General features: G+C 25.1%; 23 protein-coding genes and 2 tRNA genes. 11 read left to right on the top strand and 14 right to left on the bottom strand.

Annotated features, from left to right (window positions below):
• Positions 1–51 precede the first annotated feature (51 nt).
• A complete protein-coding gene (locus H0H38_RS01285; protein ID WP_185873005.1) occupies positions 52–1,242 on the top strand; it encodes a pyridoxal phosphate-dependent aminotransferase in 1,191 nt (396 codons plus the stop codon).
• Positions 1,243–1,276: 34 nt separating this feature from the next.
• Here the strand turns inward: H0H38_RS01285 and H0H38_RS01280 are convergent.
• From H0H38_RS01280 to H0H38_RS01265, 4 genes are all read right to left on the bottom strand, one after another.
• Positions 1,277–1,351 (bottom strand) — tRNA-His (locus H0H38_RS01280).
• Positions 1,352–1,420: 69 nt separating this feature from the next.
• Complete coding sequence (locus tag H0H38_RS01275; RefSeq protein WP_185872959.1) at positions 1,421–2,473, bottom strand: diphosphomevalonate/mevalonate 3,5-bisphosphate decarboxylase family protein; 1,053 nt, start codon at positions 2,471–2,473, stop codon at positions 1,421–1,423.
• Entirely contained in the window at positions 2,439–3,830 is a 1,392-nt protein-coding gene (locus tag H0H38_RS01270) for a dicarboxylate/amino acid:cation symporter (protein ID WP_185872958.1), read from the bottom strand. The genes H0H38_RS01275 and H0H38_RS01270 overlap by 35 nt, the downstream gene beginning before the upstream one ends.
• Before the next feature lie 53 nt (positions 3,831–3,883).
• Positions 3,884–3,954: transfer RNA gene (locus H0H38_RS01265), tRNA-Gln, on the bottom strand.
• A 113-nt stretch (positions 3,955–4,067) separates the two neighbouring features.
• Between H0H38_RS01265 and rpsP the strand changes: the two genes are divergently transcribed.
• Positions 4,068–4,418 (top strand): 30S ribosomal protein S16, encoded by a 351-nt coding sequence (gene rpsP, locus H0H38_RS01260; protein WP_185872957.1) that lies wholly within the window; start codon positions 4,068–4,070, stop codon positions 4,416–4,418.
• Here the strand turns inward: rpsP and H0H38_RS01255 are convergent.
• The 3 genes from H0H38_RS01255 to trmD form a co-directional block, all read right to left on the bottom strand.
• Positions 4,393–5,208: an undecaprenyl-diphosphate phosphatase gene (locus H0H38_RS01255; RefSeq protein WP_185872956.1), complete on the bottom strand. Its 816-nt coding sequence runs from the start codon at positions 5,206–5,208 to the stop codon at positions 4,393–4,395. The genes rpsP and H0H38_RS01255 overlap by 26 nt on opposite strands.
• Positions 5,209–5,249: 41 nt before the next feature.
• A complete protein-coding gene (gene gyrB / locus H0H38_RS01250) occupies positions 5,250–7,187 on the bottom strand; it encodes a DNA topoisomerase (ATP-hydrolyzing) subunit B (RefSeq protein WP_185872955.1) in 1,938 nt (645 codons plus the stop codon).
• A 355-nt stretch (positions 7,188–7,542) separates the two neighbouring features.
• Positions 7,543–8,196, bottom strand: coding sequence for a tRNA (guanosine(37)-N1)-methyltransferase TrmD (gene trmD, locus H0H38_RS01245; RefSeq protein ID WP_185872954.1), 654 nt, complete (start codon positions 8,194–8,196; stop codon positions 7,543–7,545).
• A 126-nt stretch (positions 8,197–8,322) separates the two neighbouring features.
• On the opposite strand from trmD, the gene der reads away from it, so the two are divergent.
• The 6 genes from der (at position 8,323) to H0H38_RS02810 (ending at position 12,043) form a co-directional block, all read left to right on the top strand.
• Positions 8,323–9,666 (top strand): ribosome biogenesis GTPase Der, encoded by a 1,344-nt coding sequence (gene der, locus H0H38_RS01240; protein WP_185872953.1) that lies wholly within the window; start codon positions 8,323–8,325, stop codon positions 9,664–9,666.
• 40 nt (positions 9,667–9,706) lie between these two features.
• Positions 9,707–10,294 (top strand): Holliday junction branch migration protein RuvA, encoded by a 588-nt coding sequence (gene ruvA, locus H0H38_RS01235; RefSeq protein WP_185873004.1) that lies wholly within the window; start codon positions 9,707–9,709, stop codon positions 10,292–10,294.
• 54 nt (positions 10,295–10,348) lie between these two features.
• Positions 10,349–10,549 (top strand): hypothetical protein, encoded by a 201-nt coding sequence (locus tag H0H38_RS02825; RefSeq protein ID WP_238785429.1) that lies wholly within the window; start codon positions 10,349–10,351, stop codon positions 10,547–10,549.
• Positions 10,550–10,705: 156 nt separating this feature from the next.
• Positions 10,706–10,951, top strand: coding sequence for a hypothetical protein (locus H0H38_RS02820; RefSeq protein ID WP_238785428.1), 246 nt, complete (start codon positions 10,706–10,708; stop codon positions 10,949–10,951).
• A gap of 57 nt (positions 10,952–11,008) precedes the next feature.
• A complete protein-coding gene (locus H0H38_RS02815) occupies positions 11,009–11,761 on the top strand; it encodes a hypothetical protein (RefSeq protein WP_238785427.1) in 753 nt (250 codons plus the stop codon).
• Between the two features lie 75 nt (positions 11,762–11,836).
• A complete protein-coding gene (locus H0H38_RS02810; protein ID WP_238785426.1) occupies positions 11,837–12,043 on the top strand; it encodes a hypothetical protein in 207 nt (68 codons plus the stop codon).
• A 185-nt stretch (positions 12,044–12,228) separates the two neighbouring features.
• On the opposite strand, the gene H0H38_RS01225 is transcribed toward H0H38_RS02810, so the two are convergent.
• On the bottom strand, positions 12,229–12,762 hold the full coding sequence (locus H0H38_RS01225) for a CvpA family protein (protein WP_185872952.1): 534 nt from the start codon (positions 12,760–12,762) through the stop codon (positions 12,229–12,231).
• Between the two features lie 146 nt (positions 12,763–12,908).
• On the opposite strand from H0H38_RS01225, the gene pheS reads away from it, so the two are divergent.
• On the top strand, positions 12,909–13,898 hold the full coding sequence (gene pheS, locus H0H38_RS01220; protein ID WP_394798863.1) for a phenylalanine--tRNA ligase subunit alpha: 990 nt from the start codon (positions 12,909–12,911) through the stop codon (positions 13,896–13,898).
• On the opposite strand, the gene rlmB is transcribed toward pheS, so the two are convergent.
• Together rlmB and H0H38_RS01210 are read right to left on the bottom strand one after the other, a co-directional pair.
• Positions 13,864–14,649, bottom strand: coding sequence for a 23S rRNA (guanosine(2251)-2'-O)-methyltransferase RlmB (gene rlmB, locus H0H38_RS01215; RefSeq protein WP_185872951.1), 786 nt, complete (start codon positions 14,647–14,649; stop codon positions 13,864–13,866). The genes pheS and rlmB overlap by 35 nt on opposite strands.
• Positions 14,650–14,998: 349 nt before the next feature.
• Complete coding sequence (locus H0H38_RS01210) at positions 14,999–15,274, bottom strand: YtxH domain-containing protein (protein ID WP_185872950.1); 276 nt, start codon at positions 15,272–15,274, stop codon at positions 14,999–15,001.
• 79 nt (positions 15,275–15,353) lie between these two features.
• On the opposite strand from H0H38_RS01210, the gene murB reads away from it, so the two are divergent.
• A complete protein-coding gene (gene murB, locus H0H38_RS01205) occupies positions 15,354–16,385 on the top strand; it encodes a UDP-N-acetylmuramate dehydrogenase (protein WP_185872949.1) in 1,032 nt (343 codons plus the stop codon).
• A 24-nt stretch (positions 16,386–16,409) separates the two neighbouring features.
• Here murB and H0H38_RS01200 read toward each other — a convergent pair whose 3' ends face one another.
• Positions 16,410–17,480, bottom strand: a complete 1,071-nt coding sequence (locus tag H0H38_RS01200) for an Mrp/NBP35 family ATP-binding protein (RefSeq protein WP_185872948.1) — start codon at positions 17,478–17,480, stop codon at positions 16,410–16,412.
• Positions 17,481–17,554: 74 nt separating this feature from the next.
• On the opposite strand from H0H38_RS01200, the gene H0H38_RS01195 reads away from it, so the two are divergent.
• Positions 17,555–18,205 carry a 4'-phosphopantetheinyl transferase family protein gene (locus H0H38_RS01195; protein WP_185872947.1) on the top strand — a complete coding sequence of 217 codons (651 nt, stop codon included), beginning with the start codon at positions 17,555–17,557 and terminating at the stop codon, positions 18,203–18,205.
• A gap of 75 nt (positions 18,206–18,280) precedes the next feature.
• Here the strand turns inward: H0H38_RS01195 and hisS are convergent, their stop codons facing one another.
• From hisS to ftsA, 3 genes are read right to left on the bottom strand one after another with little or no spacing between them, the layout of a single operon-like run.
• Entirely contained in the window at positions 18,281–19,750 is a 1,470-nt protein-coding gene (gene hisS / locus H0H38_RS01190) for a histidine--tRNA ligase (protein WP_185872946.1), read from the bottom strand.
• A gap of 32 nt (positions 19,751–19,782) precedes the next feature.
• On the bottom strand, positions 19,783–21,180 hold the full coding sequence (gene ftsZ, locus H0H38_RS01185; RefSeq protein ID WP_185872945.1) for a cell division protein FtsZ: 1,398 nt from the start codon (positions 21,178–21,180) through the stop codon (positions 19,783–19,785).
• 1 nt (position 21,181) lies between these two features.
• Positions 21,182–22,534, bottom strand: coding sequence for a cell division protein FtsA (gene ftsA / locus H0H38_RS01180; RefSeq protein WP_185872944.1), 1,353 nt, complete (start codon positions 22,532–22,534; stop codon positions 21,182–21,184).
• Positions 22,535–22,538 lie beyond the last annotated feature (4 nt).

The following is a 22,538-nucleotide window of genomic DNA, read 5'->3' as shown; positions in this document are numbered from 1 at the left end:
TATAATCAAATTTATTTAGATTTGTACACATTTCAAATTATCTATTTTATGATGAACAATAGGTTGTCTAAAAGATTAAAAAATATATCTTATTCCCAAACTCTAGCTATGTCTAAAAAAGCGAGAGAACTAAAAAATAAAGGATACAATGTCATTAATTTAAGTTTAGGAGAACCTGACTTTCATCCTCCAAATTTTGTTCTAGAAGAAGCTAAAAAAGCGATTAACGAAGGATATCATTATTATACTCCAGTATCTGGATTTATAGAACTTAGAGAAATGATTTGTAAAAAATTCTATCGGGATAATGGACTGACGTATCATCCATCTCAAATTGTAGTTTCTACTGGGGCTAAACAATCTATTATGAATATTCTTTTATCCTTACTAAATAAAAATGATGAAGTCATTATTCCAGCACCATATTGGGTAAGTTATTATCAAATGGTAAAATTTTGTGAAGCAAATCCAGTCGTTATTCCAACCACAATGGATACAAAATTTAAGATTAATCCACAACAATTAAAAAAATATATCACATATAAAACGAAGCTGTTTATTTTCAGTACTCCATGTAATCCTACTGGTAGTGTTTACTCATATCAAGAATTAAACGAATTAGCAGAAATTTTTAAAAAAAATCCAAAAATTATTATTCTTTCTGATGAAATTTATGAACATATTTGCTATTCAGAGAAACACATAAGTATAGCTTCTTTTCCTGATATATATCATCAAGTGATCACTATTAATGGATTATCAAAATCTTTTTCTATGACTGGATGGAGAATAGGATATATAGGTGCTCCAGAATGGATTGCTAAATCTTGTGATAAAATACAAGGACAAATTACTTCTTGCGCTAATTCTATAGCACAACGTGCTGCCATTTCAGCATTAAAAGTATCTTCAGATAAATTAGGATATATGATACAAAAATTTAAGAAAAGAAGAAACTTAATTTTAAACTTAATTAAAGAAATACCGGAATTTAAAGTGATAACACCAGATGGTGCTTTTTATTTATTTCCAAATGTTTCATCTTTTTTTGGAACAAAGTATAGAGACAAAATTATTAATAATTCGGAAGATTTATCAAATTTATTACTTCATGAAGCAAAAGTAGCTACTGTTAGTGGAAATGCTTTTGGAGATAAAGAATGTTTACGTATTTCGTATGCTTCCACAGAAAGTAATATTATAGAAGCTTTTAAAAGAATAAAACAAGTATTAGGGTATTAATATGGTTGGAGTAGTTAGTGTGTAGGGGGGGGTGGGTGGACGACCGGATTCGAACCGGCGACCCTCAGAACCACAATCTGATGCTCTAAACCAACTGAGCTACATCCACCACCATTATTACTATTACTACTATAATTTTGTATGGTATGATGAATGAATAAAATAACAAATATAAAATTTATTTACAATAACTATTGATAATTTTTTTACAATTATATAATAAATCACTATGAATCCATTTTATAATATCTTTTCTTTCTTTATTTGGATATAACAAATGAATATTTGCTCCTGCATCTAATGTAAAAAAAACATTATTTTTGCTTAATTTTCGAAATTGCCATACTTTATAAAGTACTTTCAAGGTGCTTGGTCTCATACATAAAAAATAAGGATTTGAAGTCATCATCATTGCATGAAGATTTAATGCTTCATATTCTATTAATTCTCCAAATGCTTTAAAATTTCCAGTATTAAGAAGATAAATCATTCTATCCATATTTTTATTTGCGCATTTTATTCGTTCTTTATAATAAGGATTCTTAAGCATAAATTTATGGCCGTCAGAACTAGACACATATTTAGGTTTGTCATCTATGATTAAAATAGTATTCCTTATATTTTTAAAAATTCTATGTATTTTATAAGGATAGGGAATAGCATACAAATTATTGCTACCTATGATCGATTTATGATATCCCCATACAACCAATCCAGAATAAACTGATCTGCATGCACTACCGGAACCTAAACGGGCTAAAAAAGATGCTTTTTTAAAAAAAAAATTTTTATTAATAGTAATTTTGAATTTTTTTTCTATTTCCATGATACATAAAGCTAATGCACTCATAGATGATGCAGAAGAAGCTAGTCCACTACTGTGTGGAAAAGTATTATAAGTATTAATTATAAAATTAAAATGTTTTAAATAAGAACAATAATATGAAATTCGTTTAAAAAATTCTAATATTTTTGGAATAAAACTAATTTTTTCTTTTCCAGAATAAAAAACTCTAATTGATTGTTTTTTTTCTTTTCTAGGATAAAAAATTAGTTTAGTAACGGTATAAATACCTCCTAGGGAATAACTAATTGATGAATTTAATGGAATTTGAATTTTATTTTTTTGTTTTCCCCAATATTTTATTAGAGCTATATTGGAAGGACTTTTTTTTAATATTTCTCCTTCTACAGATTTAGTTTTTATTGTATTCCAACATTTTTTTATCATTTAATTCTCCTTCTGAACGAGCAATGACACAACTTGCTAATCCATTGCCAATTACGTTAACAGTAGTTCTAGCCATATCCATTAATTCATCTATTCCTATAATTGCTAATATAGGCCATGTAGGTAATCCAAAAGATGCTACAGTTGATAAAAGTATTACTAAAGAGGCTCTAGGAACTCCGGCTACTCCTTTACTAGTTAAAATCAAAGTTAATCCTATAATAATTTGCTGACTAAAACTAAGTGGTATTCCAGAAGCTTGCGCTACAAATACAGTAGCTAAAGATAAATAAAGTGTAGTTCCATCTAAATTAAAACTATAACCTGTAGGAATTACAAAAGCTATAATTTTGCGAGGTACTCCTAGTTTTTCCAAATTTTCCATTAAAAGAGGTAAAGCGGATTCTGAACTTGTAGTAGCAAAAGCTAATGATACAGGTTCTGTTAATGCCTTTACGAACGCTTTTAAAGGAACTTTGATCCATAACAGAATAGGATATAAAATAACTAATAAAAAGATTATTAAAGCAATATACAGAGTCAATAATAATTGAAATAAATTATATAATATATCCAATCCCATGTGCCCAACAGTATAAGCTATTGCAGACCCAACCCCTATAGGAGCAAAATACATAATAATTTTAGTAAACTTAAACATAACTTCTGAAAGACTTTCTGCAAATAACAGTATGGTGTTTTTTTTCTTTTCTTCCACAAACACCATAGATACTCCGAAAATCACCGAAAATACAACAATTGGTAATACATCACCATGATAAATAGATTTAACAAAATTTTCAGGAAATACATGAATAATAGTTTCTTGCCAAGATCGATTTTCTACTTTAGGTAATTGTTTTTCAGTAATTCCTGCTGGCATAGCAATTCCAACGCCAGCTTGAGATACATTAATTGCTAGAAGACCAACAAATAAAGCTAACGTTGTCACTATTTCAAAATATAAAAGGGATTTCCATCCCATACTACCTAATTGTTTAATATTCGAATGACTTGCAATTCCAACTACCAAAGTTGAAAATAAAATAGGTGCTATGATTGTTTTAATTAATCTTAAAAAGATTTGAGAAAAAAATCTAAGTTCTACTGCTATTTTAGGTTGGTCTAATCCAATTTCTATTCCTATAATAATAGATAACAAAATCCAAGTGGTTAAGTCTTTTTTCAAACAAGCATAAAACATGAAAAGAGAGATAACACAATATCTTAATAAACAAAGGGTAAATTTATTAAACCCTAAAAAAGATTTTGACAAATGCATCAAAATAGCAGCTAAAAAACTTAAGAATGCTATCAGCAAAATTTTTTCTTTTTTTACTTTCATTCCAATAATCATTTTGTAAAAAATTCAAAATCAGGATGATTTAACAAAATCAAGTATTACAGTAACAGACCCGTAGGGAATCGAACCCCAACTAACAGAACCAAAATCTGCTGTGCTTCCTTTACACAACGGGTCTATATCTGTGTAAATATAGATTATTTTTTTTACATGATAATTCTGCATAATTTTATATAATATGAAATCAATATACATGTTGATTTATTATTATTATTATTTTTTAATTTTATTATGTCATTGAAAATTCGTTTAAAAAGAATTGGTAAAAAACACAAACCAATTTATCATATAGTGGTAGCTAATTCTCGTTCTCCAAGAGATGGAAAATTTATTGAAAAATTAGGAAATTATAATCCACATAAAGAAGAACATAACCATGCAATATTAAATATTAATAAATCTATATCATGGTTAGTCAAAGGAGCTCAACCAACAGATACAGTAAAATCAATTTTTAGAAAAAATGGAGTTCTGTTTAAAAAACATTTGTTAGAGGGAGTTAAGAAAGGGGGATTAACTAATGAAGAAGCAAATCAAAAATTTAATGTATGGTTGGTTAATAAAAAATCAAATACAACATAAAAATAAAACCAAAAAGAATTCTATAATATCCGAAAAATTTTAAACTATGTTTTTTCATAAATTCTACACCCCATCTGATTGCACAAAGTCCAGTGACAAAAGATACTATGATTCCAATTATTAAAAATTTTATTTCTTCGTAATCAAAATATAAAGGATAAATATGTAGTTCAAATGGATAAATAAAATAATTGATTTGTAAAAAATAATCTAATAAATTTTTGCATGTTGCAATGATAATGATAGGAATAGACAAGAATAGAGAAAATTCAATAGACTGTATTTTATTAATATTTTGTAACATACAAGTAATTATAGTAGTAGCACTTCTAGATATACCTGGAATAATTGCAAAACATTGGATTAATCCAATTACAAAAGATTGAAAATAAGTAATATTTTTATTTTTTAATATTTTTTTATTATAATAATTATCAACTTGTAAAATAATTATGCCTCCTAAAATCATAGAAATTGATACTAACATTGTTTTGTCAAATAATAATATATTTTGATGATTCACAATCAATCCACAAAATACTATCGGTAAACATGCTATAAAAATTTTTATATAAAAATTCAATTTTTTCAATACAATTTTTTTTCTATAAAACACAATAACAGACAAAATAGCTCCAAATTGAACAGAAATTAAAAATAAATTAGTAACTTTTTTTCCTAAAATCCCCATCATATCAGCAATAAAAATCATATGTCCTGTAGAAGAAATTGGTAAAAATTCAGTTACACCTTCAATAAACCCTAAAAGTATGGATTGAATATAATTCATTAATGAAATTAATTGTATGACTGTATAACATCAATTATAAATTATATGTCTATTTTGGCAAATTTTGCATTATGTTCTATAAAATCTCTTCTTGGCGGAACTGATTCTCCCATAAGAATAGAGAAGATTTGGTTTGCTTCTAATATATTGTTTATACAAACTTTTCGTAAAGTTCTTTTTTCTGGATTCATTGTAGTTTCCCAAAGTTGTTCTGCATTCATTTCTCCTAATCCTTTATATCTTTGTACGTTAACACGTTTTGAGCCTCCTAAATTATTTATAATGTTAACACGGTCTTGTTCATTCCAAGCATATTTAATATGTCTTCCTTTTCTGATTAAATACAATGGAGGTGTTGCAATATAAATATATCCTTTTTCGATCAAAGGTTTCATATACCTAAAAAATAACGTCAAAATTAGAGTAGAAATATGACTACCATCTATATCTGCATCTGTCATAATAATTATTTTTTTATATCTCAATTTTTGAATATTTAAAATATTTTTGTTGTCTTCTGTTTCCATTGTAACTCCTAAAGATATAAATATATTTTTAATTTCTTCATTTTCAAAGATTTTATATGCAGAAGATTTTTCAACATTAATAATCTTTCCTCTCAAAGGTAAAATAGCTTGAAAATTTCTATCTCTTCCTTGTTTAGCAGTGCCACCTGCAGAATCTCCTTCTACCAAATAAATTTCACTGTTATCTGGATCATTAAAAGTACAATCTGCTAATTTGCCTGGAAGTATGCAAGTTTGTTGTATTGGTATCTTATTTTGTATCAATTCACGAGCTTTCTTTGCAGCTTGACGTGATTTAGCAGATAACAAAATTTTATCAAGAATTTTTTTTCTATCATTCGGATGTTCTTCTAAAAAGTTATTTAACTTTTCTCCAACAATCTTATCTACAATTCCTCCAATTTCATGGTTACTTAATTTTGTTTTGGTTTGCCCCTCAAATTGAGGTTCTACAACTCTTATAGAAATAATTGCGGTAAGTCCTTCTCTACAATCCTCTCCAACCCATTCTAATTTATCTTTTTCTTTTGTAGTAATAGTATAATCTAAAAATTTTTTTAAAGTTCTTGTTAAAGCTCTTCTAAACCCGGTAATATGAGTTCCACCTTCATAAGTATTTATATTATTTACATAAGAAAAAATTCGTTCTTTGAAAGAATTGTTATATTGCATAGCAATTTCTATCATAGAATTGTCTTTTTTTTCTTCAATTAAAATAATGTTTTTATTTAATGATATTTTATCTTTTTCTAAAAGAGTTAAGTATTCTTTTAATCCATTTTTAGAAAAAAAATATTGACTCTTTTGGTTTTTATTATTATCTTTTCGTTCATCTTTTAAGAATAAATGTAATCCTTTATTTAAGAAAGCTAATTCTTGCAAACGATTAGATATATAATCATAATTATATGTTGAAGTTGTAAAAATAGATATATCCGCTATATAATGTATTTTTGTACCTTGCATCTTAGTTTCTCCTAGACATTTTACTTGTCCAGTAGGATTCCCTTTAAAATACTCTTGTTGATATATTTTTCCATGACGATAAACGGTAGCAATCAAATTGGTGGATAACGCATTGACACAAGAAATTCCTACTCCATGTAATCCTCCAGATACTTTATAAGAATTTTTATCAAATTTTCCTCCTGCTCCAATTTTAGTCATAACTACTTCTAATGCAGATTTACCTTCTTTTTTGTGAATATCAATTGGAATTCCACGTCCATTATCTAAAACTGTAATAAATCCATTGTTATGAATAGTAACCCATATTTTATTGCAAAATCCGGCTAATGACTCATCGACAGAATTATCTATTAATTCGTACACTAAATGATGTAATCCTCTAGTTCCAATATCTCCTATATACATAGAAGGTCTCATTCTGATATGTTCAATACCTTCTAATGATTGTATACTATCTGCCGTATAATCTGTCCTTTTGATCATATTATATGAATTTGATTATAAAGTTTTATTATTTTGTTTAACAAAAAATTATAGTTTTACAATAAATATAGATATAAAACATGTTATAAGGTGAAAATTTGGTAAATAAACAATCATACATCCATGATAAAGTTTAGTATAAAAAATACTTTAGTATGATATGCTGCTTGCTGGTTATGTATGTATGGTTAGGTTAAACTTTGACATAAAATAAAGCTTAACACATAAAAAACTTACAATATTATTATGTTTTGCAAAACATTAAATTACAATGGTATAGTAGTATTATATGATGCTCAAATGGGACGTGTAAAAATGTAAAAAATCGAAAATATAATAAACCAAATAAAATATATTATATGAATTTTTTATCTTGATTTTTTGAATTAATTCTTCGCCAATTTTTAATTTTGATATGATTTCCCGACAAAAGTATTTGTGGAACAGTCCAGCCTTTATAAATACATGGACGGGTATAAATAGGATACGTCGTCGTATAAGTGCTGCCCCCAACAATAGAATTTGAATTATTCAATACTCCAGGTAAAAGCCTAGTTATAGATTCAACAATAACAGCTGCTGCTAATTCTCCACCAGATAAAATATAAGGCCCTATGGATATTTCTTTAGATATTAAATGATCTATAATTCTTTGATCAACTCCTTTGTAACGACCGCAAAGAATTAATAAGTTCGTTGTATTGGTTAACTGTTCGGCGTATTCTTGTGTAAAACACTTGCCATCTGGAGTCATAAAAATGGTTTCATCATAATGTCGTTCTGATAAAAGTGTATTAAAACATTGATATACAGGTTCTATTTTTAATACCATTCCTCCACCTCCTCCATATGGATAATCATCTACTTTTTTTTTATTGCCTATGCCATATTTACGTAAGTCATGAACATGAACTTCTAAAAGTCCTTTATGAATTGCTTTTTTAACAGGAAAATTGTATAAAAATTCATTAAATAATCTAGGAAAAATACTAACAATATCTATACGCATTATTTTTTGATTTAAATATAATACACTTTGATAAAAAGATAAAACATGAATGAATCAAATCATTAAAACTAATAAATAAAAAAAATATAATTTTATGGATTGTATGTAAATTAATTATTATCATAAATGAGTTATGTGGTATCGATAGTTGGACGTCCAAATGTAGGAAAATCTACATTATTCAATCGTCTTGTGGGAAGAAAAAAATCAGTAGTACATGCAAATAGTGGAGTTACAAGAGATAGAGTTTATGGAAAATTGCAATGGAATGGAATTATTTTTTCTATCATAGATACTGGTGGATATACAGATAAAGATAGTCATGATAAAAAATTTTTAAATGTACTACTTCAAACAGAAATTAAAAAACAAATATTAATAGCAATTCAAGAATCTGATGTAGTCTTATTTGTAGTTGATATCACAATTGGAATTTTAGATACTGATATTGTAATTTCACAATTGTTAAGAAAAAGTAATAAATCAATTGTATTAGTAGTAAATAAAGTAGATAAAGGAAAAAATATGTATTCTGATACAGATTTTTTTCGTTTAGGATTTGTTTCTTATTGCTGTATATCTTCTATCAATGGAAGTGGAATAGGAGAATTATTAGAAAAGTTAATAGAAATATATTTAGAAAAATATAATAATAAAATTCAAGAAAATAAATTAACCATTCCAAATTTTGCTATTATAGGTCGTCCAAATGTGGGAAAATCTACATTAATTAATTCTTTTTTAGAAAAATATCATAATATAGTTACTCCTTGTTCTGGAACTACTAGAGATAGTTTAGATGTTTTTTCTCAAAAATATAATTGTATGTTAGTAGATACCCCAGGAGTAAGAAAAAGATCTAAAATTGTTGACAGTTTAGATTTTTATTCTATGATAAGGACTATCAAAACGATTGAATATACAGATATATGTTTTCTTCTGATAGATGCCATGCAAGGATGGGAATCTCAGGATAGTAACTTATTTAGGTTAGTGGAAAAAAATAAGAAAGGAATAATTATTCTTATTAATAAATGTGATTTATTAAAAAACCAAAATAATTATTATTTTTTTATGAAAAATTTAGAAATTTTCATTAGACACAAAATTTCCCCATTTTATAATGTTCCAATTTTATTTATTTCTGCAAAAAATAGAGATGGATTATCTAATATATTTCCTATAGCTCAACGCATTTTAGAAATGCGTAAAAAACAATTAAAAATAAATATGTTAAATAATATCATGTTACCAATTCTAAAAAAATATCCACCACCTTCTATAAAACAAAAAAGGATTTACATTAAATATTGTACTCAATCCACAACGTCTGCTACTCCTAAATTTATTTTTTTCTCTAATTATCCACATTTAATAAAACAATCTTACAAAAGATTTACTGAAAAAAAAATACGATATCATTTTGATTTTATAGGAGTTCCAATAACAATTTTATTTATAAAAAAATAAATAAAAAATTTTTCATTGTTTATGTTTGAAAAATATTACAGTGATAACACATTTAAGAGGAAAATTAATAGAAAAAAATCAATCTAATTTAATTATAGATTGTAACGGAGTTGGATATTATATATATATATCTGTATATACTTATTATTCTTTGTCAGAACAAAAAAATGGGAAAGAAATTATCATATATACTTATCTGTTTACGAAAGAACATAAACAGTTATTGTACGGTTTTTTTGATAAAATAGAAAGAAAAATGTTCTCACATTTAATTTCAGTGAATGGAATAGGGCCAAGTTCAGCTATAAATTTATTATCTTACTTAACTCCAAATGAAATAGAACAATCTATATATAAAGAGGATCCAGAAGTATTTATAAAAATTAAAGGAATTGGAAATAAAACTGCAAAAAGAATAATTATAGAACTTAAAGATAAAATGGACCCAGTTATTATTACTCAAAATACAAAAAATGAATATCAATACAAACAACAAGAAGCTTTAAGAGCTTTAATAACACTTGGGTTTTCTCATAAAGACTCTAAAAAAGTTTTGGATCATGTTATAAATAAAAATCCAAAATTGGATTTAGAAAATATTATCAAGGAATCTTTAAAAGAATTGTAAAAATTTTTCATAAATAAATATATAATTTGTTTGATATAATTATTCATTTTTATTATGAAACTTTTTTATCCATTAATTATAGTGATTTTGTTTATTTTATCTATTTTTGATCTTATTGTTGGTTTAATTAATGATGCAGTCAATTTTCTAAATTCTGCTCTTGGATCTAAAGTAGCTTCTAGAAAAACTATTATGATATTTGCTAACTTGGGAATATTATTGTTTGGTTCTTTTTTGTCTAGCGTAGCGGAATGATGTAAGTAGCAAGAAAAGGAGTTTTTGATCCTTCTTATTTTTATTTATCTGATCTAATTTTGATTTTTCTAGCTGTCATGATTTCAGATATCATATTATTGTATATTTTTAATACTTTAGGATTACCAATTACCAACATCTTCTACCACAGTATCAATGGTGTTTTGTTTATTAGGAGGTGCATTGAGTATAGCAATAATTAAAATGTATTCTCCATTATGTAATGAACCGTTACATCATTTAAGTCATTATATTAAAGCAGAAAAAACACTTCAAATTGGAATAGTAATTTTTTTATCTATTTTAATTTCTTTTACTTCTGGTTCATTAATTCACTATTTTATTCGTTTTTTATTCAGCTTTGAATATAAAAGTAAATTACCATGTATAGGAGTTATATGATATGGTCTGCTATTTCATTGAGTATTATGACATATTTTTAAAGTAATACATAAAGTGATGGAAGAGCATTTAACAAAATTTTCTTTATTGATACATCCTTTGATCATGTGTATACATCATCATTTTTATCTTGTTTTGTTATTGTTATTTTTTATATGTCTATTGGGATCAAAGCTATTGGTTTCTTTATTAGGATATAACATTTTAAAATTTGTTGTATTATATGAGATATTTTCTTTATCAATGGCTTTTTCAGGAAATGATATAGTAAATTTTATCGGAATACCTATAGCGAGTATTCAGTCTTACAACATATGGACATCAGCAGGTTGTCCTCCAGCGGAAAAATTACATATGACAAGTTTATCTGGAAAAGTTCCTGTTCCTTCTTTAATTTTAATTTGTTCAGGAATTATTATGATATTAACACTTTGGGTTTCTACAACAACTAAAAAAATTTCTAGCACAGAACTTAATTTAAGCAGAAAACATGAAGAACATGACCATGACACTTTTTTGTCAAATTTTGTTATGTCTAGAAAAATTGTTCGATTTTTTTTATTCGTTGGAAATAAATTTTTCAATTTATTTTCCAAACGGTTTTTAGTTAAAATAGAAAAAAATTTTAAACAAAAAATACAAAAAGATGACAGTATTGCCTTTGATCTAGTAATAGCTTCTTCAAATTTAACCATATCAAGTATACTTATTTATATAGCTACTGTTCATAAACTTCCACTATCTACTACTTTTGTTACTTTCATGGTTTCTATGGGAACATCGCTTTCAGATATAGCTTGGGATATATAAACTGCAGTATACAGGGTTTCAGGAGTTTTAAAAGTTATAAGAGGCTGGTTTCTAACTGGATTAATTGCATTTACAATGTCTGGTATTACGGCTACTATTTTAGATTTTTTAAAAGAATGGGCAATGATATTTTTTTTATGTTTAATAACATTTGTTTTTTATAAAAGTTATAAAACTTCTCAAAAAACATCAGATAAAACAGTTATGGAAAAAACAACGATTCTTAAAAATGGAAATTTTACTTTAGAAACAACTTTAAAAAAATATTATGAAATTTTATAAATCATGATTAATTCTATTTGTTACATACTACATACTACTACATAGTACTACATACAACATATAAAACAAATTGATTATAATAATTAATACTAATACACAGATGATGTAACTAATATAATACTATGATGTTAGTAAAGTAAAAAGATTTTATTGTCAATTTATTTATTATTTCAACATACCATACTTTAAAGTATATCATACAATGCTGCCATTTTTTTTAAAAAAAATATAAAAACATTTTTAAATATCAAGAAAATATATTGAAATTCTTCTTCAAAGAAGAATTTGTGAAAATATTTATAAGGAATGAAATGAATTTTATTATTCATTTCTTTCAAAAAAGAAATTAATATAGAGATATAAACAAAAGAGTTTGTAATTCCTAGTAAACTTCCTAATATTTTATTAATAAAAGGACCACAAGTCGTTTTTAATAAAATTTCTATTATTTTTTTAATTGAAAAAGATATAAATATTATCATCAAAAAATATATAGAATAAATATAAAATAATAATTGATTTTTATTTACAAGTTCATGATTATGAAGAACATATTCTGAAACAACTTTAGAAACTAACTGAAAAACAATAATTCCTTTATATAGGATAATAAATAGTATAATAAACTTAAATAGTTGATCAATTAATCCTTTCTGATATCCAGAATATCCACTATATAAAAATATTAATACAATAATTATGTCTGTAATATTATTCATTTCAAAAAAATATCATAAATAAATATAAATTCAAAAATTTTATATAATATTTCGCAATATGTATAATTTTAAATAATTTATTTGTATCACTTCAGCAGTAAATCAAGTAATATAATATAATAAGATTACATGAATATTATTTATGTATGGAAATACAACAAAAAATAGAACAAATAAAAGAAGAAATCAAAGTATTTGATGCAAAAAGTGATTCTGAATTAGAATCATTTAGAATTAAATTTTTAGGTAAAAAAAATGGTATTTTAACTTTATTATTTAAAAAATTAAAAAATTTTTCTATTCAAGACAAAAAGTATTTTGGAAAAATTATTAATAATTTAAAAAAACAGGTAAAAGAAAAAATACAATTAAAAAAATTTCAAAAAAAAGAAAAGATACCTCATTTTGATCCAACTTTACCAGGGACATATAAACAAATAGGATCTATGCATCCTATATCTATTTTAATACATAGAATCATAGATTTATTTTCTAAAATTGGATTTTCTGTTGTAGAAGGACCTGAAATAGAAGATGATTGGCATAATTTTACAGCTTTAAATATTCCACCAGAACATCCATCTAGAGAAATGCAAGACACTTTTTTCCTATATAAACATATAAATAGTTTACTGAGAACACATACATCTTCTGTACAAATACGATATATGAAAAAACATGTTCCACCTTTTAGAATAATATCTTTAGGAAAAGTATATAGAAATGAGACAATATCTACACATTCTCATTTTATGTTTCACCAAGCGGAAGGATTTTATATCGATAAAAAAGTTACTTTTTTAGATTTGAAACAAACTATTCTATATTTAATACATTCTATTTTTGGTGATATAACAAAAGTCAGATTTCGCCCTTCATATTTTCCATTTACAGAACCAAGTGCAGAAGTGGACATATATTTTGGAAAAACAATGGGTTGGATAGAAATTATGGGTTGTGGAATGATAGATCCAGAAGTATTAAAAAACGTAAATATTGATTCAGAAATTTACTCAGGATTTGCTTTTGGAATAGGGATAGAAAGACTTTCTATATTAATTTATAAAATTAATGATATAAGAATTTATTTTGAGAATGATATTAATTTTTTACGGCACTTTCAATCTGATTTTTAATTTTTCTTTGTCTAAAAACTTCATATAATAATATTCCACAAACTACTGAAACATTCAAAGAAGATATGCCTTGTATTGATAATGGAATTTTGACTTGATATGAAGATAACTTTAAATATTTGCTAGAAATACCATTTTCTTCATTTCCAAGTATAATAGCGGTAGGACCAGAAAAGTCTATTTTATACCAAGAAATATCAGATTTTTCTGTTGCTGAGATAATTTGTAATCCAGATTTAATTAAATATCTGATAGTTGTTTGAATGTTGTTTTCTTTACATATTGGAATTTTGAATAAAGCCCCTGAAGAAGTTTTAATAGAATCGGAATTAATCCTTGCTGTAGATTTATTTGGAATAATAATAGAATGTACACCTGAACAAGCTGCAGTACGAATAATAGATCCAAAATTTTTTACGTCTGTAATGCGATCTAAAACAAGCAATAGTGGATTTTTATGTTGTTTATAAAATGTTGGTAGTAAGTTTTTTATATTAAAAGTTTTTATAGGTGATAACAAGGCAAAAACTCCTTGATGGTTTTTATATTTTAATTGATCATGATCAAATCGATGTTTAGAAACAAAATGTACAGGAATATTCATTTGTTTCGACAAGTATAGTAATTTTTTATAATTGGCTCCTATTTTGATATTAATTTCTTTTTGAAAAAATAATTTTTTTATAATTTTTTTTTCTTTAATAGCTTCTATTAACGGATGAATTCCATAAATAATTTGAAATGTTTTCATAAAAAATTAATTATATCTATCAAACATTTTTTGTAGTGAATTTTTAATGAAAAATCGAATAATATTTTTGAAAACAAAAAATGTAAAAAATAAAATAAAAAAATAAATAAGTACAACTAAACCAAAACCAAAAATATAGTTGTTAAAATAATAAGATAAAATGAAAGACAGTAAAATACTACCTACAAACAAAATAATTATAAAAAGTATAATAAAAAAAAAAATAAGTAAAATTTCTGTCATAATGTTAATTATCCATATAACCATTTCCTTTTTTAAGGATGAAATTTTTTTTATTAATAAATTTTTAATAAAAAAAAACATATTATTTAACCAATAATAAAATGGTCTATGTCCCCAATTCTTCCTCTACTTGATCTATTTTGTCTGTTTTATTTTTCTTACTACAACATTTATTATGTTCAAAATTATATTTCATTTCTTTAACTATTTTTCCAAACTTTTTTACAAGTTCTTTAAAATTTTCTTTGATTTTTTCCGTTGTTTCTCCAAACATATTTATCATTTTATCTTCTTTTGATTTTGATGAAAAAAATTTACTTAATATTAAGACTGCTAAAGAACCAAAAATGACTCCAAAAATAAAATTTCCATTTTTTTTCATATTATATTATTTTTTAATGATAAATTTAATCATACAATACTTATGCACAAAATTGTATTTGTGCATTTATTATATATGTATGTATATAAAAAATAATTTTTGTATTCAAAAACTGAATACATTTGGCATAATGGTATATGCACATTACTTTTTAACTATTAAAAATATAAAAGATTTACATAATCTACATATATTAGGCAATATATATCCAAAAATACCAAAATTTTTTTTAGGAAATGGTAGCAACATATTATTTATAAATAATTATTATCCTGGAATTGTAGTAAAAATGGAAATATCCGGAAAAAAAGTAATATATGAAAAAAAACATCAAGTTATTGTTCAAGCTTTTTGTGGCGAAAATTGGAATAATTTTGTTAATTGGACAATAAAAAAAGGATTTGGTGGTTTAGAAAATTTATCTCATATTCCTGGAACAGTTGGCGCTGCTCCAATACAAAATATTGGAGCATATGGAACAGAAATAAAAGATGTATTATTGGAAGTTCAAGTATATGAAATAAATAAAGATAAATTTATAATATTTTCAAAAAATGAATGTAAACTAAAATACCGTTATTCTTTTTTTAAGCATCCATCTTATATAAATCAATTCATTATCGTATCTGTTTCTTTTTTATTAAGAAAAAGATATCATAATATAAATACTTCTTATCTTGAAGTTCAACAAGAATTAGAAAATCTGAAAATTAAACAACCTACTATTTACGATGTAAGCCTAGCTATCTATAATATAAGAACCAAAAAACTTCCAAATCCAAAAAAAATAGGAAATGCAGGAAGTTTTTTCAAAAATCCTATTGTTAATAAATTAAAGTTTAATAAATTAAAAGATAAATATCCAACTATAAAAGGTATTCAAGTTTCTAAACAAAAAGCAAAATTATCTGCAAGTTCATTGATTGAAACAATTGGGTGGAAAGGTAAAAAAATTGGTAATGTAGGATCATATAAAAAACAACCGATAATTTTAGTCAATTATGGAAACGCTAGTGGAAAAGAAATATACTGTTTTTCAAAAAAAATAATACAAAATATAAAAACAAAATTTAATATAACATTATCACTCGAAGTAGATATAATAAAATAATTGTATAAATAAATGCATTATTATTCATTCAACCAATTCATCTAATTTACGTATAATATTTTTTGTTATTTGCAAAAAAATTTGTTTTACTTTGTAATTTTTTAAAACAACTGGAATGCCTAAATCAGAATATTCTTGAATTTTTTTAATCATTGGGATCTTTCCTAAAAAAAATAAATCTAATTTTATGGCAAATTCTTTTACTGTATTTTGTTCAAATAAAGGTTGACTGTTGTCAATAAAAGACGACATATTTTCTATAATTCCTATGATCGGAACATATATGGTATTAATACGAAACATACCAATAGATCTATGAACATCTGATAATGATAATTTTTGTGGTGTACTAACCATAACAACCCCTGTCATAGATAAATCTTGTAAAATAGACAAGTGTATATCACTTGTTCCAGGTGGAAGATCAATAATTAAAAAATCTAAATATCCCCATTCAGTTTCATGAATTAATTGATGTAATGCTTTACTAGCCATCGGGCCTCTCCAAACTATAGCCTGTCCAGCTTTAGAAAAAAATCCTATAGATTGAATATGTACTTTATTTTTTATAATAGGTTTCATTATATAACTTTCAGTACATTCGTTTTTTTTAATTATACCATAATAGAAATCTTTTTCTTTTATATTAAACAAAATAGGAATAGACGGTCCATAAATATCGGCATCCAATAAACCTACGTGAAATCCCATGTTTGCTAAAGTTACAGAAATATTAGTAGAAACTATAGATTTTCCAACACCACCCTTTCCAGAAGCTATTGCTATAATATTTTTGATGCCAGTAAATTTTTTATTATTGTTATTTCGATAATTTAATTTATTTGCGATTTCTAATCGCACTTTTTGTTTTATATTGTTATTATAGATGTCTATAGTTTTAAAAATTGTTTGTTTCAATTTTTGTTTTACATGCATCGTAGGATTATTTAATTTTATGAAAATAATAATTTCATTTTCATCAATATCTATTTTTTCAACCATTCCAGATTGAATAATATTTTGTTTTTTATTTTCTATAAAAACAGTTTCTAATGCTTTTATAATTTGTTGTTTTTGTGAAACCAAATCACTCATTTTATTATTATAAAAAATAGTAATGAATAGTAGTTTAAAATTAAATAAAAAATAAATTAAGACATATTTTGTTCATGTACATTGATAATATTCGTACTACTACATTACACACACAAATTATTGTTTTTAGATGGGAATATTTAAAAAACAATTATTTAGAACCTGTAATTCTTTCAGATAAAGAAAAAAAACATTTTTTTTCTTTATCTGAAAAAAGAAAAAAAGAATATTTAGGGATACGTTATGCTCTAAAATATATAGGCATTAATAACAATATTTTTTATAATCATAAAAGAAAACCATTTATTGAAAATGAAGAAAAAAATAAATATATTTCATTTAGTCATTCTTTTGAGAAGATAGCAATAGCTGTCAGTTCATATCATATAGGGATAGATATAGAAAAATTGAGACAAGACAAAAAAATATTGAAAATTAAGAAAAAATTTTTGAGAGAAGATGAATCAATTTTTATTAATCCTCATTATGAAGAAGATTATTTGCATATTATATGGGGAATTAAAGAAAGTTTATATAAATTAGAGGGAGGTCAATTTTATAGTTTTTTAGATCATTATAAAGTATCTCCTTTTTGTATAGATACAAATTATAAAACTTCTTCTATATCTTGTTGGGTAATTAAGGAATCCTATAGTAAAAAATTTTCTGCTTTTTATCGAAAAATAGATGATCATTATTTAGTTTATATTATAGATTTTAAATAAAAAAAATAAAATCATTAACATTTGTATTATAATAATATCATTAATAGTAATATAAAATTTATAGTATATTATTAGTTATTCAACAAATAAACTTGCATTTGATTTAAAATAAGAAGTTAAATGTTGAATTACATTTTGTAAATTATCATATTCTATTTCAATTCTATTGTTGATATTTTTTACTTTTATTTTTTTATTTTCTATCTCTTGTTTGCCTATACTAATGGTAAATGGAATATTATTTTTATCAGCATACAAAAATTGTTTTTTTATACTGATTGCATTAGGATATAATTGAGTAGAAATTCCATGATCTCTTAAACAACTTATCATATGATATGCATGTATCACTTCTGTTTCTCCAAAATTAATAAATAATACTTTTGATGGTGGAAATTTGCAATTATTAATTATAGAAAATAAATTATGTTTTTCCATATATATATATATTCTATCTAATCCAAAAGAAATTCCTATACCAGAAAAATTTTTCATTCCAAAATAACTAGATAATTTATCATATCTTCCTCCACCTCCGATAGATTGTTTATGTTTTACTACATCATTTTGTTTTTTTATAATAGATTTAGCTGTGATTTCAAATATAGTTCCTGTATAATAATTCATTCCTCTTGATAAAGACATGTTCCATTGTAATTTGATCTTTTTTAAAGACAACTTATTCATATTTTGAAATATAAAACTAATATCTTTCACTCCTTTTATTCCTGTTTTGGAATATTGAAAAGCTTTGATTATAATATCTATTTTTTTGTCAAAATCTTCTTTCATATCAAAAAAAATAGATATCTTTTCAAAAGACTTATACGAAATTCCTTTTTGTATCATTTCGTGTTTCACTACATGTTTTCCCATTTTATTCCATTTATCTAAAGAAGCAATAAAATCTTTCCATAGATGATTTTTTATACCAGATATTTCTGCTAATCCTTTTAAAATATCTATATGGTTAATATTGATAATAACAGAAAAATTTAATGCATTAAAAATCTCATCACATAATTTCAAAAAATCAATTTCTTGCCATAATGAAGAAACAGATTGAGATCCTATCATATCTGCATCACATTGATAAAATTCTCTAAACCTTCCTTGTTGTGGATTATCAGCTCTCCATACAGGTTGTATTTGATATCGTTTAAAAGGAAAAGTTATTTCATTTCTATGCATAGATACATAACGAACAAAGGGAACTGTTAAGTCATATCTTAATCCCTTGTTAGATATTTCTTTAATTATAGTAGTATAATTAATAATATCAAAATTATTTTTGTTATTATTTAAATAATTTAAAAGTTTATTTTTTAAAATATCCCCAGAACGAAGTAATTTAAATATTAAATAATCTCCTTCTTGTCCATATTTTTCCATAAGAGTGGATAAATTTTCAAAAGAAGGAGTTTCTATAGGAGAAAACCCAAAAATCTCAAATTTTTCTCTAATAATTTTAATTAAGTAATTTCTTTTTTTAATTTCTATAGATGAAAAATCTCTAGTTCCTTTTGGAATTACAAAATCATCCATATAATGCTGATTTATGATGCTAATTTTATTTATTATTTTTTTTGAGTATGATTATTATTATTATTATTTAAGTCTTCGTTATAATTAGAATAAATAGGAAGATCAAAATGATCTTCAAGTAAGTATTTTTTTTTATGTTCTTGTGTTTTATAATACTGAATTTGTTTTTTTTCATTAATAGTGTTATTACCATTCTTATTAATCTGATTAAAAAAAGAGTCATTTTTGTTATTGTTATCTAAAGAATAAGTATCTAAATTTTCAGATGTACTTTGTTTGTAGTATCCAGGTTTTTTTTTATATGGCTCCGTATCGATTATAGAATAAGGATGTATTCCATCTTGTTTTAATTTTTTATTATCCTCTAACTTATGAAATATTTTCTTTTCTTCATGATTAATAAATCTTTGTACTTCTGTAGGAAATCCAGTCGCTACTATAGTTACGGAAATACTTTCTTCTAATTTTTCATCTTCTCCTAATCCCATAATAATATTTGCATTATTTCCAGCTTCTGCTTGAATATAATCACTAATTATTCCTATTTCATCTATTGTAATTTCAATTTTTCCTGAAACTATTAGCAAAAGAACATTTTTTGCTCCAGTTATTTTATTATCATTTAAAAGAGGAGAATCCAATGCTTGTATAACTGCTTCTTTTGCTCTATTTTCTCCTATAGAAATAGCTGATCCCATAATTGCAGTTCCACTTTCTTTTAATACTGTTCTGGTATCTCTTAAATCAATATTTTGTTTATAATGATGTGTAATAACTTCTGCAATTCCTTTTGCTGCAGTAGTTAATACTTCATCTGCTTTAGCAAATCCTGCTTTAAATCCAAGGTTACCATATAATTCTCTTAATTTATCATTATTTATAACAATCAATGAATCTACATTTTTTCTTAAAGATTCTATTCCTTTTTGAGCTTGTTGCAATCTCATTTTGCCTTCAAAGTGAAACGGAATAGTCACTATACCTACAGTTAATATTCCTTTTTCTTTTGAAATACCTGCAATAATTGGTGCGGCGCCTGTTCCTGTTCCACCTCCCATTCCAGCTGTTATAAAAGTCATTTTGGTATTAGAATCTAAAATATTTTTTATCTCTTCTAAACTCTCTAGAGCTGCTTTTTCTCCAATTTCTGGATCTGCTCCAGCTCCTAAGCCCTCTGTAATAGAAGCCCCTAATTGAATTTTTAAAGGCACTGGATTATTTTGCAAAGCTTGAGAATCTGTATTACACGCTATAAAATCAACTCCGTTAATTCCTTGTTCAAACATATAACTCAATGCATTGCTTCCACCACCTCCAACTCCAATAACCTTTATGGAGGCAGAACGATTTTTATTCAACCCTTTAATATTGTCTTTTTGATTATTATTATTTTCTGTTTTTTGTTGTATAATAACATTTTCTTTTTTCATCTTATTCTGTATCATTCAGTATTTGACGAAACTTATCTGCCCAAATTTCAAAAAAAGATTTTGATTTATTTTTATATTGTGAAGTTTTATTATGAAAATTCCATTTATAAGAAGAAAATCTATTATGTTTATTTTTTTTGAAAACCTGATTAGTTTCTTCTATTTCTGTAGAATAGTTAAAAATTTTGTGATTTTTATCTTTCAATCCCCTAATTACTAATCCTATAGATGTAGCATATTCTGGATTACTAATCATTCCATTTCCTAATCCATAAATATGTTCATTAGAATATCCAATACGTACATCCATTCCTGTAATATATTCTGTTAACGGACGAAGATGTTTTAATTGTGATCCCCCTCCTGTCATAACTATTCCTGCTATAAGTCTTTTCTTGTGTTCTTCATTTCCATAAGTTTTTAATTCGATATTAACTTGTTCCAAAATTTCACTTACTCTAGAATGAATAATTCTAGAAAGACGTTTTAAAGAAATTTCTTTAGGATCTCTTCCTCTTAATCCAGGAATACAAACAATTTCTGTTTCTTTATTCTCTCCTGGCCAAGCAGATCCAAACTTGACTTTTAATAATTCTGCTTGTCTTTCAATAATTAAACAATCTGTTTTGATATTTTCAGTTATCATATTTCCTCCAAAAGGAATCACAGCAGTATGACGAATAATATTATCTTTAAATATAGCTAAATCAGTAGTTCCTCCTCCTATATCAACCAAAGCAACTCCTGCTTCTCTTTCTTCTGTATTCAAAACAGCTTCTGCAGAAGCTAGAGGTTCTAAAGTCATACCAGCTAAATTGAGTCCAGCTGCTTTCACACATATACCAATATTTCTAATAGAAGAAATCTGACCTACTACTACATGAAAATTAGCTTCTAATCTATTTCCATACATTCCAATTGGTTCACATATTTCTGCTTGACTATCAACTTTATATTCTTGTGGAAGAACATGAATTATTTCTTCTCCTGGAAGCATAACAAGTTTATGAACCTGATCAATTAATTGTTGTATATCTTTTATATTAATAACATTTTCAAAATCTAATCTAGTGATATAATCACTATGTTGAAGACTTCTAATATGCTGACCAGCAATACCAACAATAACCTCTTTTATCTTTAATCCAGAACTATGTTCCGCTTCATTTACAGCTTCTCTAATTGATTCAATAGTTTGAGTAATATTGTTAACTACTCCTCTATGTACTCCTATACTTTTAGATCTTCCAATTCCTAAAATTTCAATTTTATTATATTCATTTTTTCTTCCTACCATAGCTACAATCTTCGTAGTCCCAACATCTAGACCAATAGCTATATCTTGATATTCCATAGAC

Origin of the sequence: Blattabacterium cuenoti (genome assembly GCF_014252355.1) — a bacterium.
Classification (GTDB): Bacteria; Bacteroidota; Bacteroidia; order Flavobacteriales; family Blattabacteriaceae; genus Blattabacterium; species Blattabacterium cuenoti_AD.
This window is presented reverse-complemented; position numbering and strand designations above follow the sequence as displayed.

Coding starts and splice junctions, on each gene's coding strand:
- H0H38_RS01285 (WP_185873005.1), top strand. CDS start 52: ATGAACAATAGGTTGTCTAAAAGATTAAAAAATATATCTTATTCCCAA.
- H0H38_RS01275 (WP_185872959.1), bottom strand. CDS start 2,473: ATGATAAAAAAATGTTGGAATACAATAAAAACTAAATCTGTAGAAGGA.
- H0H38_RS01270 (WP_185872958.1), bottom strand. CDS start 3,830: ATGATTATTGGAATGAAAGTAAAAAAAGAAAAAATTTTGCTGATAGCA.
- rpsP (WP_185872957.1), top strand. CDS start 4,068: ATGTCATTGAAAATTCGTTTAAAAAGAATTGGTAAAAAACACAAACCA.
- H0H38_RS01255 (WP_185872956.1), bottom strand. CDS start 5,208: ATGAATTATATTCAATCCATACTTTTAGGGTTTATTGAAGGTGTAACT.
- gyrB (WP_185872955.1), bottom strand. CDS start 7,187: ATGATCAAAAGGACAGATTATACGGCAGATAGTATACAATCATTAGAA.
- trmD (WP_185872954.1), bottom strand. CDS start 8,196: ATGCGTATAGATATTGTTAGTATTTTTCCTAGATTATTTAATGAATTT.
- der (WP_185872953.1), top strand. CDS start 8,323: ATGAGTTATGTGGTATCGATAGTTGGACGTCCAAATGTAGGAAAATCT.
- H0H38_RS02825 (WP_238785429.1), top strand. CDS start 10,349: ATGAAACTTTTTTATCCATTAATTATAGTGATTTTGTTTATTTTATCT.
- H0H38_RS02820 (WP_238785428.1), top strand. CDS start 10,706: ATGGTGTTTTGTTTATTAGGAGGTGCATTGAGTATAGCAATAATTAAA.
- H0H38_RS02815 (WP_238785427.1), top strand. CDS start 11,009: ATGGAAGAGCATTTAACAAAATTTTCTTTATTGATACATCCTTTGATC.
- H0H38_RS02810 (WP_238785426.1), top strand. CDS start 11,837: ATGTCTGGTATTACGGCTACTATTTTAGATTTTTTAAAAGAATGGGCA.
- H0H38_RS01225 (WP_185872952.1), bottom strand. CDS start 12,762: ATGAATAATATTACAGACATAATTATTGTATTAATATTTTTATATAGT.
- pheS (WP_394798863.1), top strand. CDS start 12,909: ATGGAAATACAACAAAAAATAGAACAAATAAAAGAAGAAATCAAAGTA.
- rlmB (WP_185872951.1), bottom strand. CDS start 14,649: ATGAAAACATTTCAAATTATTTATGGAATTCATCCGTTAATAGAAGCT.
- H0H38_RS01210 (WP_185872950.1), bottom strand. CDS start 15,274: ATGAAAAAAAATGGAAATTTTATTTTTGGAGTCATTTTTGGTTCTTTA.
- murB (WP_185872949.1), top strand. CDS start 15,354: ATGTATATAAAAAATAATTTTTGTATTCAAAAACTGAATACATTTGGC.
- H0H38_RS01200 (WP_185872948.1), bottom strand. CDS start 17,480: ATGAGTGATTTGGTTTCACAAAAACAACAAATTATAAAAGCATTAGAA.
- H0H38_RS01195 (WP_185872947.1), top strand. CDS start 17,555: ATGTACATTGATAATATTCGTACTACTACATTACACACACAAATTATT.
- hisS (WP_185872946.1), bottom strand. CDS start 19,750: ATGGATGATTTTGTAATTCCAAAAGGAACTAGAGATTTTTCATCTATA.
- ftsZ (WP_185872945.1), bottom strand. CDS start 21,180: ATGAAAAAAGAAAATGTTATTATACAACAAAAAACAGAAAATAATAAT.
- ftsA (WP_185872944.1), bottom strand. CDS start 22,534: ATGGAATATCAAGATATAGCTATTGGTCTAGATGTTGGGACTACGAAG.